Genomic DNA, 13,936 nt, shown 5'->3' with positions numbered 1-13,936 from the left:
CGGCTATCCGGTCAGGTTGAAGTTCGGGTTCTTGCCGTAGACCGCCATCGCGGTCAGGACGACGACGACCACGATGGTGATCAGCGACAGCCGCATCGACCGGCCGACCGCCTCGCCGACGCCGACCGGCCCGCCGTGGGCGGTGTAGCCGTAGTAGGAGTGGGTGGTCATCACGACCACCGCGACCAGGATGACTTCGGCGAACGACCAGCCCACGTCGTTGAGGCGCAGGAAGGTGTGGAAGTAGTGGTTGTAGGTGCCGGCGGACTGGCCGTACAGAAAAACGGTGGTCAGCTGCGCGGACAGGAAGGCAAGGGTGATCGCCAACCCGTAGAGCGGGATGATGACGATCAGGCCCGCCACCACTCGGGTGGACGCCAGGTAGGCGATGGAGCGGATACTCATCACCTCCAGCGCGTCGATCTCCTCGCTGATGCGCATGGCGCCCAGTTCGGCGGTGGCCCCGGCGCCGACCGTGGCGGCCAATGCCTGCCCGGCGGCCACCGGCGCCACGAACCGCACGTTGACCATCGCGGCCAGGAAGCCGGTGAACGCCTCGACGCCGATGTTGCCCAGCGACGCGAATCCCTGGATGGCGACCAGCGATCCGGCGGACAGGGTGATGAAGCCGACGATGGCCGCGGTGCCGCCCGCCACGGCCATCGCGCCGGTGCCCATCCCCATCTGGGCGACCATGCGCACCAGCTCCCGGCGGTAGCGGTGCAGGGCGAATGGAATCTGGCCGACCGCGGTGACCGCGAACCAGATCAACTGCCCGATCTCGAGCAGCAGCCGGGCCGGGGCGTCGCCGTACCGTCCTAGGTTGGCCCGCAGGAAGCGGCCGCGTGAGATGGCGGCCACGGAATGCCCGGCCATCTCAGCGTCCCGTCCCGAACCGGACACCGATGGTGGTCAGCGCCGCGTTGACGGCGAACAGTGCGATGAAGCACAGCACCACGGTCTCGTTGACCGCGGTGCCCAGACCTTTGGACCCGCCCTTGACGATCAGTCCGCGGTAACAACCGACCAGGCCGGCGATGAGCCCAAAGGTGGCGGCCTTGATGTTGGCGATCACCACCTCGGGCAGGCCGGTGAGTGCGGTCAGTGTGGACAGGTAGGCACCGCTCGAAACGTTCTGCAGGTACACGCTGAACAGGTAGCCGCCGCCCAGCCCGACGGCGATCACCAGGCCGTTGAGCAGCACCGCGACCAGCGTGGAGGCGACCACACGGGGTACCACCAGCCGGTGGATCGGGTCGATGCCCAGCACCTCGAGCGCATCGATCTCTTCGCGGATGGTCCGGGCGCCCAGGTCGGCGCAGATCGCGGTTCCCCCGGCCCCGGCGACCACCAGCACGGTCACGATCGGGCCGAGTTGGGTGACCGCCCCGATGCCGGCGCCGGCGCCGGAGACGTCGGCGGCGCCGAACTCGGCGAGCAGGACGTTGAGCGTGAAGATGAGCAGCACGGTTTCCGGGATGGACACCGCGATGGTGGGCAGCAGCGACACCCGCATGAGAAACCAGCCGGTCCAGATGAACTCGCGCCATTCGAACGGCCGCCGCAGCGCCTTGGCGGTCAGCACAGACATTCGGAAGAATCCGCCGGCGACTTCGGTGCCCGGCCTGATCTTGTTGCTCAGTCGGCCGACGACGCTGCTCGATGCGGTCATCGACGCGGCCCCCGGCCCGATGATTTCTGACTACGCGAGAATTGTTGAGCCATCCAGCTTTTGGACGCCGCAGCGGAGGCAGACGAGTGCGGGTGCACCGGGTTGGCGCACCGTGAGCGGACCCGGTCGCAGTCGCAATCGGGGGTTGCCGTCCCCACCCGCCGGCTGCACGCCGCCCGTGTTTGCGCCACCGGGCAACTATTGCATCAGACCGTACGTGCAGTCAATTACAAACGTGGATTTCAAATAATGCACGGTCACCCGCACGCCGGTTTGAAGACCGGCCGATGCGCCGGCATGCCCGGCAATGCAACGGGCACTTAGGTTTTTGTCAGGCTTCCGGGCGGTCTGTCGCCCAGTTGAACACGTGCCGCGCAATGGCCCGGCTCCGCGGACGTCGGTTAGATACTGTACGTACAGTCAAGAGTTCTGGTGCGTGTGGAGGCGCAGCAAAGTTTCCGGGTGTGCGCACGGCAGCAGCGGCGCACCGGCTGCAAGCGGTCAGCTCAACGTACTCTGGCGCATGACATTTGGGCCTTGCGTTCAGGCCGGCGCGCCTATCGCCGCGGTGAGGCATTCGCGCACCACCGAGACGAGATCCGCCGCCGGGTCCGCCCACTTGCTCAAACCCAGGCGATCGAGCAGCAGCCCGCCGAGAAAAACGTCGACGAACGCCGCACCCACCTGTTCGGGCGCCCGAGCCTCGGCCGGGTTGAACCAGACCCACATCCACTCCAGCGAGCCCCACAGTTGCAATGCGGCTAGTTCGACGTCGACGCCGCGAAACACCCCGACCTGCACCCCGCTTCGGATTTCGTCCACGGTGAGCGCCTGCAACTGCTGACGCAACTTACGCACCTGCTCCATGGCGGGATCGTCGAACAATTGCACCACTTCCCGCTGGCTCGCCACGGTCGAGTGCCGGGCGATCACGTGCAACAGCGCCGAGGTGTAGATGATCGCGGCAATGCGTTCGTGCGGCGCGGCGAGTCGGTCCCACACCATCCGCAGCACGTCGAGCTGGCGGGCCAGGTGCGTTTCTTCCAGTTCGCGCAGCATCTGCGCCTTGGTCCCGAAATGATGGACGATGGTGCCTTTGGACATGCCGAGCTCATCTGCGATGTCGCCGATATTCGTTCTGTCGTAGCCACGTTCGGCCACACAGCGGACAAACGCGTCGAGGATCTCGCCACGTCGGCCGGGCGATCTAGGCATCTCAAAACCTTTGGAGTCAACTAACCGTACGAACGGTCTATCATAACTGCGCCTGGTGGGGAAGCCCGGAATCGACACCCCCCGGGAATCGCGCGTCTGAATCGCGCGCCGAGTACGCCGGCGTGCAGCCGCGCCCGCGGCTGCGCCCAGCGCCGACCCTAAAATGGTTGCAGCAAAAAGGATTACGTGTTGTTGACCGTACGACGACCTGCTCGCGAGACGCCGTTGCAAGATTCAGACTCCCGACGGCCGCTAACGCCCGGCTGCCCGAAGTCGCTGGCGAACGCGGGACGCTCAGGGCGACTATCCGCCCGGCGCCCCCCGGCTCACAGGGCCTTCAACGGCTTGCGGCAGGCGCGTCCTTCGGGCGCGGTGACGACATACATGTTCGCCCCGGGGGCCGACTTGATCTCGCCGGCGGTGTACATGGTCATCAGTTCTCTGCCGTCGGAGTCGACGACACACACGTAGGTGTCGGTCTCAGGGTCGTACTCGAAGTGGTCCCAGGCCAGGACGAACGCCAGGCAGTTTCCGTCCCGGTCGGCAACGACCAGTTTGTGGGTGCCTGACTCCTTCAACAATTGCGCATCCTGCTCGCGCTGTTGGGGAACTCCGTTGTTGCGAACCTTCACGCTCTCTAGCATCTGTGCACTCCCTTGGCGAGGTTGGCTCCGTCTGGCGGGCGGTCAACGATCCCGACTTGGCGGCAGTTTGGAGATTACCCCCGAAATTTGCCTACTGACCAGGGGATTAATACCCTTCCGGCGGGTGCCGAAAGTGCTCGGTCCCGCCCGCGGCGACCGGGCCGCGGGGGTCGCCACTGGCCAGCCGGTAGAGGCGTGCGGCGTTGAGGTGGCCGATGAGGTCAACCACCCGGATCGCCTCGGCCTCACTCCACTCGCCGGCGGCGACGAAGCCGGCCAACACTGCGTGAATCCCGTGGCGCCACAACGTGGCACCCAGGAAATGCAGCTCGGCCGGACCGTACCCGTCCGAGGAGTACAGGATCTTGCGGAACGGCGCCAGTTCCAGCAATCGGGCGATAAATGCCGACGCGCGGGCGCCCAGGTGGTTCACGCTCAGCCCGCCGTCGACGTAGACGTTGTTGAATGCCTGGGCCAGATACCCGGCCTCGCGTTCGTAGGGATAGCAGTGCAACAACACGATCGGGGTGGTGCCGGACGTGCGCAGGAAGTCCAGCAGCAGCAACGGGTTGGTCTTGTCCAGATCGCAGTCGCGGTCCCCGAGGCCGACATGCAACTGCAGCGGTTTGCCCAGCCGCAGTCCCTGATGCAACCCGAAACGCAGCAGGACCGGGTCGGTCAGTCGGGCGGCACCCTCGTCGCGCCACCGCTGCGCCGCCTCGGCGACCTGCGCCGCCGCCGGTTCGCTCAGGTCCCTATCGAATCCGCCCCGGTAGGCCAGCACCGACTTGGTGCCTACCGCGGTGGCCGCGCGCCGGTGCAGGATCGCCTCGAACTCCGACGCGTAGTCACCGGCCGCCCGGGCCGCCTCGACCGCGACCTGTTCCAGTCTGACCACCTCGTAGGCGGGACGCCCGGAAAGCTGGCTCAATTGCGCGACGTCGGTGACCTCGTCGCCGAAACCGGTGTCCACCAGCCAGTTGCTCACCCCGGCCGCCGGCAGGAACAGCCGGGCCAATTCGACCTCGGTGAGCCGGCTGCGGGCTTCCCAATATTGTTGCGGGTCAACATGTTTAGGCATCCCAAGGATGGCCGCGCAGTGGCTGCGGACGGCAAAGCCCAGTTGGGTGTCGAACCCGGAGTCGAAGTCGGCCAGGGGTTCGGTGTTGGCTTCGTTCAGGGCGTTCTCGAACCGCCGCCGGTCCCCCGCCGTCAGCCAGCACCCGTGCACGTGTTGGTCGATCAACGCCACGTGGCGGATATGTTGCGCCAGGGCCGATTCCGACGGGGTGGCGCTCACAGGCTCCACGCCATCCGGAACTTGTCCGCCAGCTGTTCGGCGGGCAGGCTCCCGTACCGGTCATGTTCCATGCGGCGGACCGCGAGCACCATATCCACCACCTGATCTCCCAGTATCCGTCGTAACAAGACCGAACTATCCAGGGCGGCAAGCGCTTCCAGCTGAGCTTCGGGCAGCAGCTGGGTGCCGGCACCGGCCCGGTCCGATTCGGACAGTTTCGCCGGGTCGATGGTGGTCTGCGGCGGCAACACCGCGTCGGTCTCGATGCCGTCGAGTGCCAGCCCCAGAATCGCCGCGGAGGCCAGATACGGATTTGCCGAGGGATCGACGATCTTCACCTCGACATTGCCGCCCTGCGGATTGCCGGAGCCGGCGACGACGAAACGCACCGCGGCTTCCCGGTTCTCGACGCCCCAGCATGCGTAGGCGCCGGCCCAGTTGCCGGGCCGCATCCGCAGGCCGGACACGATGGACCCGCACAGGATGCCCTGTGCCTCCGGCAGGCCGCGCAGCACGCCGGCCACCGCCGCCTGGCCGGTGGCCGTCATGCCGCCGGGACCGGTGCCACCGGAGAACACCGGTCCCTGCTGGTTGGTCAACGAAAAATGTTGGTGTGCGCCGGATCCCACGCCACCGGCGAACGGTGCGGGTGACAGGCTGACCCGCAACCCGTGCCGGCGCGCGGCGCGTCCGATGACGATGCGCAACAGCACCAACTGATCCGCGGCGGCCACCGGCGGTTGGGGTGCCAACGATATCTCGAACTGATTGGCTCCGTATTCAGGATGGAACTGCTCGATCGCCACACCGGCCAGGGTGGCCCCCGCGGTGACGTCGCGGACGAATGCTTCGTGCTCGAGAACACCGGCCAGACCGTACTGGGCCCATAGTGTGGCCGGCAGCCGGCCGCCGTCGGAATCGACCAGCAGGAACTCGATTTCGTGACCCACGGCGGCTTCCAGGCCCGCCTCAGCGAGCGCGGCTTCGATGCGCAGCAGGGTGCCGCGGCCGCACGCCGGGACGGGGGTGCCGTCCTGCTCGAAGAAACCGGCGGGCGCCCAGGCCAGGCCGTCGCCGATCAGGCGCAGCCCGGACAGGTCGATGCGCACCCGCTGATCTCCCACCACCCCGACGTCGTCGGTGAACGCGATACCGGTCTGATCGATGGCGAAGGCGTGCCACGACGGGCTGGCACCCAGTCCGGGATCGGCGAAAGTGTTGGTGCGCCGAATCGGAACGGCTTTGGCCTGCGTGAGGCCGGCCGGGTTCACCACGGTGCCGATCACGGTGTCGACGCCCTCGCCCTCGAGTTGGGCGATGGCCGCGGCGGCGAGCGGGGTAGCAGTCACGCCGGCCGCCCGATCGTGCTCAGGCCCGGCTGGGCAGCGTCAGCTTGCACGCCTGACCGATGTCCAGGGTCCGCAGCACCCGTCCCATGCCCACCCACAGTGCGCAGGAGATGGCCAGGTCGGCGAGCAGTTCCTCGGAGAAGTGCTCGCCGGCCCGATCCCAGAAGTCTTCGTCGTCGCGCAGCGCGGTGTGGTCGGTGGCGAACCGGTGCGCGAATTCGGCTGCCAGCCGCTCCTGCTCGCTGTAGCCGGGCCAGGTGCGCCATTCGGCGGCATGCTCGTAGAGGTCTTCATCCACGCCGGCGGCCGGACCGTCGGCATCGCGGGTGTTGACGCACACGATGCACTCGTTGTCGTTGGCGATCACCGCGCGTGCGATTTCGCGGGTGCGCAACGGCAGCCGGTTGCTGGTGTAGACCGCGCGGCTGAAATTCGCCATCGCGCTGCCGAGTTCGGGGGATTTGAGTACCCAGCCGGCCACGTCGTCGTCGGCGAAACTTCCGATTCGGCTCATGGCGAGATGGTACGCCCGCGCCTGCCCGTCGTTAGCTACCGGTATGGGCGCCGGCACCCGACATCGCCACCGTGGGTGTCTCGTCATTCCAATCACGTTGAGCGATAACCCGATACGCGACACGACCGAGCGCGGCCTGGACGGCCTCCCGGTCCGGCCGAGCGGCGAATCCGGCCGAGCGGGACAGCTTGTCGGTGAGCCAGGCGACCAGCAGCGAATACACGTAGTCGACCTGCGCGACCCCGGCGGGAGTGAGCCGGACGCGGTCGCCGTCGCGGATCAGGTAGCCGGCGGCGGCCAGCCGCGCGAAGGTCGGTTCGAGCAACTCGAAAGGGATGTTCAGATGTTCGCCCATGTCGGTGAGCCGGGCCACCCCGAAGAACTGCTGATAGCGGTTGACCCGCAACACCGCCCACAGTCCGGCCACGTCGAGTCGGCAGTCCGGCCGCATCGCGATGCTGCGCAACCGCATGCCGGGTTCCGCGCGCAGCACCCGGGCGATCGCATTCTCCAGCATCTGCTCGGGGGTTTCGGTGGTGGGCATCGCGAAGCCGTCGCCGAGGTCGACGGTGCTGGGATGGATGTCGCGCAGTGGGACTTCGCGCAGAAAGAGCGCCAGCACGAACCCGACCGCGGCCACCGGTGCCGCGCACAGGAAGACCTGGGACAGCGACTCGGCGTAGGCGTGCACGATCGGGGCGATCACGGCGGCAGGCTGGCGGTGCAGGGCGCCCGGTGAGCTGGCCGCCTCGGCCGAGACGCCGCTGGTCGCCAGTGCCGGACCGAGCCTGCGGTTGAGGAAGTTGACGAACAACGATCCGAACACGGCGGCCCCGAACGAGCTGCCGATGGTCCGAAAGAAGCTCACCCCGGAGGTAGCCACGCCGAGATCCCCGAAATTCGAGGTGTTCTGCACGATCAGCACCAGCACCTGCATGGACAGCCCGATCCCGGCGCCCAGCGTCAGCAGGTAGACCGACTGCAGCGCGGCAGGGGTCGAACCGTCCATCCGCGACATCAGCACGAACGCGATCGTCATCAGCGCGGTACCGGCGACCGGGAAGATCTTGTAGCGGCCGGTGCGGCCCACCAAGGTGCCGCTGCCGGTGGAGGTGACCAGCATGCCCACCACCATCGGCAGGGTGCGCAGGCCCGAGGTGGTCGCCGAGACACCGTTGACGTACTGCATGAACGTCGGCAGGAACGTCATCGCACCCAGCATCGCGAAACCGACCACGAACGACAGCACGCAGCAGACGGTGAACACCGGGTTGGCGAACAGCCGGATCGGCAGAATCGGTTGCGCGGCACGAATTTCCACCCACACGAACACCGCAAGTGCCAGCGTCGACGCGGCGAACAACCCGATGATGGTCGCCGACTGCCACGGGTAGACGGTGCCGCCCCAGCTGGTCGCCAGGGTCAGGCCCGCCGCGCCCAGGCCGATGAAGGCGATTCCCGCGTAGTCGACGACCGGCTTGGCCGTGCTGGTCAGGGCCGGGATCGCCGCGCTCGCAACGCAGATCACCACGATCGAGACCGGCAGGTTGATCCAGAACGCCCACCGCCAGGTCATGTAGTCGGTGAAGTAGCCCCCCAGCAATGGACCCACCACCGTCGTGACCCCGAAGACCGCGCCCAGGATCCCTTGGTAGCGGCCGCGATCCCGCAGCGGGACCACCTCGCCGATCAGCGCGCTGGCGGTGACGGTGATGGCGCCGCCTCCGATGCCCTGCAGGGCTCGCGAGCCCACCAGCATGGTCATCGACGTGGCCAGACCGCACAGCACCGATCCCGCTACGAAGAACAGCACGGCCACGACGAACACCCGCTTGCGGCCGAACAGGTCACCGAGCTTGCCGACCAGCGCGGTGACGATCGTGGAGGCCAGTAGGTAGCTGGTGACCACCCACGATTGCCGGCCCGCGTCGCCGAGGTCGGCGACGATGGTCGGCAACGCGGTCGCGACGATGGTCTGGTCCAAGGCGGCCAGCAGCATTCCCAGCATGACGGCGAGGAAGATGAAGTTGCGCCGCTGCGGGGTTATCTCTGGGGCGATCGGTGCGGAGATCGCAGTGCCGCCTGCGGTTGTCGTCATGATCGCCTTCCGATGCTAGCGGCTCGGAAGGCTACGACGGGCGCGTCAGCTCGGCGGGCGGGAGACGCACTGCGCGGAGTACAGCTCCTCGCCGAGCTTCTCCATCAGCTCGAGTTGCGTCTCCAGGTAATCGATGTGCGATTCCTCGTCCGCGACGATCTTCTCCAGCAACGTGGCGCTGGTGCTGTCCTGCTTCTCGCGGCACATGATGATGCCGGGCTTGAGCCGGGCCAGCACCTCGTACTCGATGGCCAGGTCGGCCTCGAACTGTTCGCGCAGCGTCTGACCGATACGCAGCGAGAAGATGCGCTGGTAGTTCGGCAGGCCGTCCAGCAGCAGGATGCGGTCGGTGATCGCTTCGGCGTGCCGCATCTCGTCGAACGACTCCGCGCGAGTGTGCTCGGCGAGTTCGGTGAAGCCCCAGTTGTCCTGCATCTTCGAATGCAGGAAGTACTGGTTGATCGCGGTCAGCTCGCTGGTCAACTGCTCGTTGAGCAGCCGTAGTACGTCCGGATCACCTTGCATGATCACTCCTACGGTGAAGGGCTGTCAGGTCAGACCGCAGATGGGCTGGGCTGGAGCGCGTCTGCGGGATGTAGCAGCACTTTTGCGTGCCGCCTACGAATCTAGTGCAGTTCCGGCGAGTCAGGACAGCCTTCATCGCGCCGTCGGCGTGTCCGGCGGGCGCGGGATCGCGGATAGCGTATCAGCGAGTTAGGTTAGACTCCACTAATCGACTTAGGTTAGACTCTGCTAATTATGTGGCACATGGTTATGGCGTTGCCGCCGGCCTCCCCGACCTCGTGGGACGACCGGCGCGCCCGTCCGGCGGGTGTTTGCTGATGTACGTGTGCCTATGTGTGGGAGCCACCAATCAGACTGTGTGCGAGGCTGTCGCGCGGGGCGCGTCGACCTCGAAAGAGATTGCTGCCGCTTGCGGGGCGGGGGCCGACTGTGGCCGGTGCCGGCGGACGCTGCGCGCGATCATCGCCGCCGCCAACCAGCTCGACTCGGCCGCCGCGGTAGGTTAACTCCGCTTTCGTTCGCTGAAGTCCGCCAGCGCTGCGGCATTGGCCTGTGCGCCCATCAACTCGGCGAAGTGCGCGTTCTCCCGGGCCGTCGCCGCCGCGATCTGCGCGCGTAGCGGCTCCATCATGGTGTGCTTGACGGCCATCAGGCTCGGGATGGGGCGGCCGGCCAGGATCTCGGCGTGCCGCCGGGCGTCGGCCAGCAGGTCCTCCGGCTCGCACACCCGCCAGACCAGCCCCATCCGCAACGCCTCGGGCGCGTCGACCCACTCCGAGGACATCAGCAGCCAGGCGGCGTTCTGCCGGCCCAGCAACTGCGGCAGCAGATACGACGACGCGGCTTCAGGGGCCACTCCCAGGCTGGTGAACGGGCATTTCAGCCGCGCGGTCGACGACATGAAGGCCAGGTCGGCATAGCCCAGGATGGTGGTGCCGATGCCCAGCCCGACCCCGTTGACGGCGCAGATGAACGGCTTGGGAAATGCGGTGAGCGCCTCGATGAGCCCACGGAAGCCGAACTTGCCTTCCTGGAAGTCCGGGTCGGTGAACCGGGCCTGCATCTCGGCCAGGTCGGTGCCGGCGCTGAAACCCCGTCCCGCACCGGTCAGCAGCACGACCGCGACCTCCGGATCGGCGGCGGCATCCAAGAGGGCCTGTGCGGTGGCGTCGTAGAGGGCTTCGTTGAAGGCGTTCAACGCCTCGGGCCGGTTCAGGGTCAGGGTGCGTACGCGGTTTTCGTCGTCGATGAGCAGCGTCACGCGCACGAGACTAGCCGTTGCTGTAGACGCGGGTCGGTTCGATCAGCACCACCGCGCGGCGTTCCTTGGCCATGGTTGCGTCGTATTCGTCCCAGTTGTCGTGGGTACCGCCCGCGGCGGAGAACACATCGCGCAGCAGCAATCGCAGCTGATCGTCGGTCAGCCACGGCCGTGAGTCGTCGGGGCCGGCCAGTTCGGCGCGACCCTCGACCGTCGCCCACTGCCAGCCGTTGCGGAACGTGACGGCCAGTTGCGGGCGTACTCGCAGATTGGCCAGCTTCACCTTGCCGTAGGTGGTGAAGCCCAGTACGTGCGCTGCACTGACCGGGTGTCGCAGCAGCCCGACGTTGACCAGGGACGCCTGAACGGTGCCGTCGGCGCGGACGGTGGAGACCACTGCCAGGCCGTGTTCGGCGGCGGCCAGCGCCACCGCCTCGTCGAGTGTGGTCACCGGGACTCCGCTGCGCTGAACGGCGTCTTGATCACGTAACGGCTGGTGGGCACGGTGTCGATGTTCTGGTTGGCGCCGAATGCGCTGGTGCTGGCCACCATTCGGCCCACCCGGTGCTGCAGGTCGGCGTCGTCGGCGGCACCGAAGAATGCCTTGAGGTCGGTGACCGCCTCCACCGGGAACAACTCCTCGACGATGGCGTCGATGTGCGGCGCTTCGGGTGTGAGGGCGCGCACCACCCAGTTCTGGGTGTAGCCGAACGTCGACTGCGTCTCGATGGCCACCGGGGTGTGGTCGAGCTGCCAGCGATCCAGCCAACTCGCCCGGTCCAGGTCGGCGGGCCGGCGTAGCAGCGCGATATTTGCCAAACCTGTTGTGCGCGAGCCTGGTTCGGACACCGGGCCGGGCAGCGGCACCGATTCGGTGACCAGATAGGCGGCCAGCTGTTCGCACTCGGTGGCGAGCAGCCTGAGCGCCTCGGTGACCTGTTGGCCGTAGCACTGCTGCGTCCACAGGCTCACCACCGCGGCCACCGGCGGATCCAGCGTCGTCAGCGTCATCAGCGAGTCGCGTACCGCGCCGTCGCGCACGTTGACGGTCAGGCCGGGCAAGCCCAGCGCCGTCAACTGGTCGGCGACCGGTCCCCGTTGCCGGGCGCACCACTGGTCGTCGGGTTCGGCGCGCCGCAATACCGCAATCACCTTCTCCATAGCGCATGAACCTACAAGCGGCCGCGGGCCCGCTCGTCGACCAGGCGCACCCGGTGCTCGCCGGCGATCAGTGTGCCGATGATCCCGGCTAGCCGGCGGTAGGGCTCCTCGTGACCGCTGGTGGCGCGATAGACCAGACCGATCCGCCGGCCCGGGCGCGGCGCGGCGAAGTGGGCCAGGCCCAGCCGGGTGCGCGCCGTCTCCACCGCCACCGCGCTATGTGGAATCAGCGTCACGCCCAATCCCCCGGCCACGCATTGCACCGCGGTGGCCAGCGACGCGGCCCGGGTGTCGGCCGGCTGCGCCCGGCCCCCGGCCTGGCGGCAGACGTCCAGGGTCTGATCGCGCAGACAGTGCCCCTCGTCCAGCAGCAACAAAGGCAGCTCCGGCAGCGCGGCCGCAGGCACCCTGCGCTTGCCCGACAGCCGGTGTCCGGGCGGCAGCACCAGCACGAAATCTTCGTCGTAGATTGGGATCTCGGCGATGCCGGCGGTTTGCGCGGGCAGCGCGATCAGCGCCGCGTCCAACGCCGAGTCGCCCAGCATACGTAGCAACCGCTCGGTCTGGTCCTCGACCACCTGCAGGGTCAACTCCGGCAGCTCGCCGGCCAGGCCAGCCAGGATCGTGGGCAGTACGTACGGAGCGACCGTGGGGATCAACCCCAACCGCAGCCGGCCGCGCAGTGGATCGGAGGTGCCGGTGGCCGCCCCGGCGAACGCCTCGGCAGCGTCGACCACCGCCCGCGCGAACGGCAGCAGTTCGGCGCCCTCGGCCGTCACGGTTACGCGCCGGGTCGATCGCTCCACCAGCCGGATTCCCAGCCCGGTCTCCAACCCGGCCAGGGCCTGCGACAGGGTCGACTGGCTGACCCTGAGAAGCGTTGCCGCACTGCCGAAATGCTGGCGCTCGGCGACGGCGACAAAGGCTCGCAGGCCGGCCAGCGTAGGCTGAAAACTCTTATCGGGCATACCTATCAATATAGTGCTATATATCACCTTTACTTCAGGTCGCGCCTTGGGCAACATGAGTACAGCACCACATAATCTTGATTCAATCCAAAAAGGAGCGTCATGTCCCTGCTGACCATCGGCGACCAATTTCCGGCCTACCAGCTCACCGCGCTGATCGGCGGCGACCTGTCCAAGGTCGACGCGAAGCAACCCGGTGACTATTTCACCACCGTCACCAGCGACGACCACCCGGGCAAATGGCGCGTGATCTTCTTCTGGCCCAAGGACTTCACCTTCGTATGCCCCACCGAGATCGCGGCCTTCGGCAAGCTGAACGACGAGTTCGCCGACCGCGACGCCCAAGTGCTCGGGGTGTCGGTCGACAGCGAGTTCGTGCACTTCCAGTGGCGGGCGCAGCACGAAGACCTCAAGAAGCTGCCGTTCCCGATGCTCTCCGACATCAAGCGCGAGCTCGTCACCGCCACCGGTGCCCTCAACGCCGACGGTGTGGCGGACCGGGTGACCTTCATCGTCGACCCCAACAACGAGATCCAGTTCGTCTCGGTGACCGCCGGCTCGGTCGGACGCAACGTCGACGAGGTGCTGCGCGTACTCGACGCGCTGCAGTCCGACGAACTGTGCGCCTGCAACTGGCGCAAAGGTGACCCGACGCTGGACGCCGGTGAACTGCTCAAGGCCTCGGCATGAGCATCGAAAACCTCAAGGCGGCGCTACCGGAATACGCCAAGGACCTCAAACTGAACCTCGGCTCGATCGCGCGCAGCACGATTCTCGACGACGAGCGGCTCTGGGGCACCCTGCTGGCCAGCGCCGCGGCGACGCGAAATGCCCGGGTACTGGCCGAAATCGCCGCGGAGGCGGCCGACATCCTGTCGGCCGAGGCCTACCAGGCCGCCCTGGGCGCCGCCTCGATCATGGGCATGAACAACGTCTTCTACCGCGGACGCGGGTTCCTCGACGGGCAGTACGACGACCTGCGGCCGGGACTGCGGATGAACATCATCGGCAACCCCGGCGTGGCCAAGGCCAATTTCGAGCTGTGGTCGTTCGCGGTGTCCTCGATCAACGGCTGCTCGCACTGTGTGGTCGCCCACGAGCACACCCTGCGCGAGGTGGGAGTGAGCCGCGAAGAGGTGCTGGAGGCGCTCAAGGTGGCGGCGATCGTCGCCGGAGTGGCGCAGGCGATCGTGACCGCGGAGACCCTGGCGGCGGTGGGCTGACCGTAG

Annotated in this window: 16 protein-coding genes; 3 read left to right on the top strand and 13 right to left on the bottom strand. The window is 67.3% G+C overall.

The window, feature by feature from the left end:
* Positions 1-3 precede the first annotated feature (3 nt).
* From MKCMC460_RS15455 to bfr, 9 genes are all read right to left on the bottom strand, one after another.
* On the bottom strand, positions 4-876 hold the full coding sequence (locus tag MKCMC460_RS15455) for an ABC transporter permease (protein WP_236983530.1): 873 nt from the start codon (positions 874-876) through the stop codon (positions 4-6).
* A 1-nt stretch (position 877) separates the two neighbouring features.
* Entirely contained in the window at positions 878-1,591 is a 714-nt protein-coding gene (locus MKCMC460_RS15450; protein WP_370653177.1) for an MlaE family ABC transporter permease, read from the bottom strand.
* Positions 1,592-2,215: 624 nt separating this feature from the next.
* Entirely contained in the window at positions 2,216-2,887 is a 672-nt protein-coding gene (locus MKCMC460_RS15445) for a TetR/AcrR family transcriptional regulator (protein WP_238304532.1), read from the bottom strand.
* A 326-nt stretch (positions 2,888-3,213) separates the two neighbouring features.
* Positions 3,214-3,531 (bottom strand): hypothetical protein, encoded by a 318-nt coding sequence (locus MKCMC460_RS15440; RefSeq protein ID WP_236983533.1) that lies wholly within the window; start codon positions 3,529-3,531, stop codon positions 3,214-3,216.
* A 106-nt stretch (positions 3,532-3,637) separates the two neighbouring features.
* The gene (locus MKCMC460_RS15435; protein WP_238306007.1) at positions 3,638-4,804 is read right to left on the bottom strand and encodes an amidohydrolase family protein; all 1,167 of its coding nucleotides are present in this window, start codon (positions 4,802-4,804) and stop codon (positions 3,638-3,640) included.
* Positions 4,805-4,827: 23 nt separating this feature from the next.
* Complete coding sequence (locus tag MKCMC460_RS15430; protein WP_236983534.1) at positions 4,828-6,180, bottom strand: glutamine synthetase family protein; 1,353 nt, start codon at positions 6,178-6,180, stop codon at positions 4,828-4,830.
* Positions 6,181-6,199: 19 nt separating this feature from the next.
* Positions 6,200-6,694 (bottom strand): carboxymuconolactone decarboxylase family protein, encoded by a 495-nt coding sequence (locus MKCMC460_RS15425; protein ID WP_236983536.1) that lies wholly within the window; start codon positions 6,692-6,694, stop codon positions 6,200-6,202.
* A 31-nt stretch (positions 6,695-6,725) separates the two neighbouring features.
* On the bottom strand, positions 6,726-8,792 hold the full coding sequence (locus tag MKCMC460_RS15420; RefSeq protein ID WP_236983538.1) for an MDR family MFS transporter: 2,067 nt from the start codon (positions 8,790-8,792) through the stop codon (positions 6,726-6,728).
* Between the two features lie 45 nt (positions 8,793-8,837).
* A complete protein-coding gene (bfr, locus tag MKCMC460_RS15415; protein ID WP_236983540.1) occupies positions 8,838-9,317 on the bottom strand; it encodes a bacterioferritin in 480 nt (159 codons plus the stop codon).
* A 317-nt stretch (positions 9,318-9,634) separates the two neighbouring features.
* On the opposite strand from bfr, the gene MKCMC460_RS15410 reads away from it, so the two are divergent.
* Complete coding sequence (locus MKCMC460_RS15410; RefSeq protein WP_236983542.1) at positions 9,635-9,823, top strand: bacterioferritin-associated ferredoxin; 189 nt, start codon at positions 9,635-9,637, stop codon at positions 9,821-9,823.
* Here the strand turns inward: MKCMC460_RS15410 and MKCMC460_RS15405 are convergent.
* Genes MKCMC460_RS15405 through MKCMC460_RS15390 form a run of 4 tightly spaced genes read right to left on the bottom strand, consistent with a single transcriptional unit; the run spans position 9,820 to position 12,707 of the window.
* The gene (locus MKCMC460_RS15405) at positions 9,820-10,578 is read right to left on the bottom strand and encodes an enoyl-CoA hydratase/isomerase family protein (RefSeq protein WP_236983544.1); all 759 of its coding nucleotides are present in this window, start codon (positions 10,576-10,578) and stop codon (positions 9,820-9,822) included. The genes MKCMC460_RS15410 and MKCMC460_RS15405 overlap by 4 nt on opposite strands.
* 10 nt (positions 10,579-10,588) lie before the next feature.
* The gene (locus MKCMC460_RS15400; RefSeq protein ID WP_236983546.1) at positions 10,589-11,029 is read right to left on the bottom strand and encodes a TIGR03618 family F420-dependent PPOX class oxidoreductase; all 441 of its coding nucleotides are present in this window, start codon (positions 11,027-11,029) and stop codon (positions 10,589-10,591) included.
* Positions 11,026-11,739 carry an EthD domain-containing protein gene (locus MKCMC460_RS15395; RefSeq protein WP_236983549.1) on the bottom strand — a complete coding sequence of 238 codons (714 nt, stop codon included), beginning with the start codon at positions 11,737-11,739 and terminating at the stop codon, positions 11,026-11,028. Before MKCMC460_RS15395 ends, MKCMC460_RS15400 begins: the two co-directional genes overlap by 4 nt.
* An 11-nt stretch (positions 11,740-11,750) precedes the next feature.
* Entirely contained in the window at positions 11,751-12,707 is a 957-nt protein-coding gene (locus MKCMC460_RS15390) for a hydrogen peroxide-inducible genes activator (protein WP_236983551.1), read from the bottom strand.
* Between the two features lie 102 nt (positions 12,708-12,809).
* On the opposite strand from MKCMC460_RS15390, the gene MKCMC460_RS15385 reads away from it, so the two are divergent.
* Complete coding sequence (locus MKCMC460_RS15385; RefSeq protein ID WP_236983554.1) at positions 12,810-13,397, top strand: peroxiredoxin; 588 nt, start codon at positions 12,810-12,812, stop codon at positions 13,395-13,397.
* Positions 13,394-13,930 (top strand): alkyl hydroperoxide reductase, encoded by a 537-nt coding sequence (locus tag MKCMC460_RS15380; RefSeq protein ID WP_236983556.1) that lies wholly within the window; start codon positions 13,394-13,396, stop codon positions 13,928-13,930. Before MKCMC460_RS15385 ends, MKCMC460_RS15380 begins: the two co-directional genes overlap by 4 nt.
* Positions 13,931-13,936: the final 6 nt, after the last annotated feature.

The organism is Mycobacterium sp. 20KCMC460, assembly GCF_022179425.1.
GTDB lineage: Bacteria > Actinomycetota > Actinomycetes > Mycobacteriales > Mycobacteriaceae > Mycobacterium > Mycobacterium kiyosense.
Note: the sequence above shows the minus strand (reverse complement) of the source record. Positions and strands in the feature narration are given on the sequence as shown.

Coding starts and splice junctions, on each gene's coding strand:
- MKCMC460_RS15410 (WP_236983542.1), top strand. CDS start 9,635: ATGTACGTGTGCCTATGTGTGGGAGCCACCAATCAGACTGTGTGCGAG.
- MKCMC460_RS15390 (WP_236983551.1), bottom strand. CDS start 12,707: ATGCCCGATAAGAGTTTTCAGCCTACGCTGGCCGGCCTGCGAGCCTTT.
- MKCMC460_RS15385 (WP_236983554.1), top strand. CDS start 12,810: ATGTCCCTGCTGACCATCGGCGACCAATTTCCGGCCTACCAGCTCACC.
- MKCMC460_RS15455 (WP_236983530.1), bottom strand. CDS start 876: ATGGCCGGGCATTCCGTGGCCGCCATCTCACGCGGCCGCTTCCTGCGG.
- MKCMC460_RS15440 (WP_236983533.1), bottom strand. CDS start 3,531: ATGCTAGAGAGCGTGAAGGTTCGCAACAACGGAGTTCCCCAACAGCGC.
- MKCMC460_RS15450 (WP_370653177.1), bottom strand. CDS start 1,591: ATGTCTGTGCTGACCGCCAAGGCGCTGCGGCGGCCGTTCGAATGGCGC.
- MKCMC460_RS15395 (WP_236983549.1), bottom strand. CDS start 11,739: ATGGAGAAGGTGATTGCGGTATTGCGGCGCGCCGAACCCGACGACCAG.
- MKCMC460_RS15445 (WP_238304532.1), bottom strand. CDS start 2,887: ATGCCTAGATCGCCCGGCCGACGTGGCGAGATCCTCGACGCGTTTGTC.
- bfr (WP_236983540.1), bottom strand. CDS start 9,317: ATGCAAGGTGATCCGGACGTACTACGGCTGCTCAACGAGCAGTTGACC.
- MKCMC460_RS15425 (WP_236983536.1), bottom strand. CDS start 6,694: ATGAGCCGAATCGGAAGTTTCGCCGACGACGACGTGGCCGGCTGGGTA.
- MKCMC460_RS15420 (WP_236983538.1), bottom strand. CDS start 8,792: ATGACGACAACCGCAGGCGGCACTGCGATCTCCGCACCGATCGCCCCA.
- MKCMC460_RS15380 (WP_236983556.1), top strand. CDS start 13,394: ATGAGCATCGAAAACCTCAAGGCGGCGCTACCGGAATACGCCAAGGAC.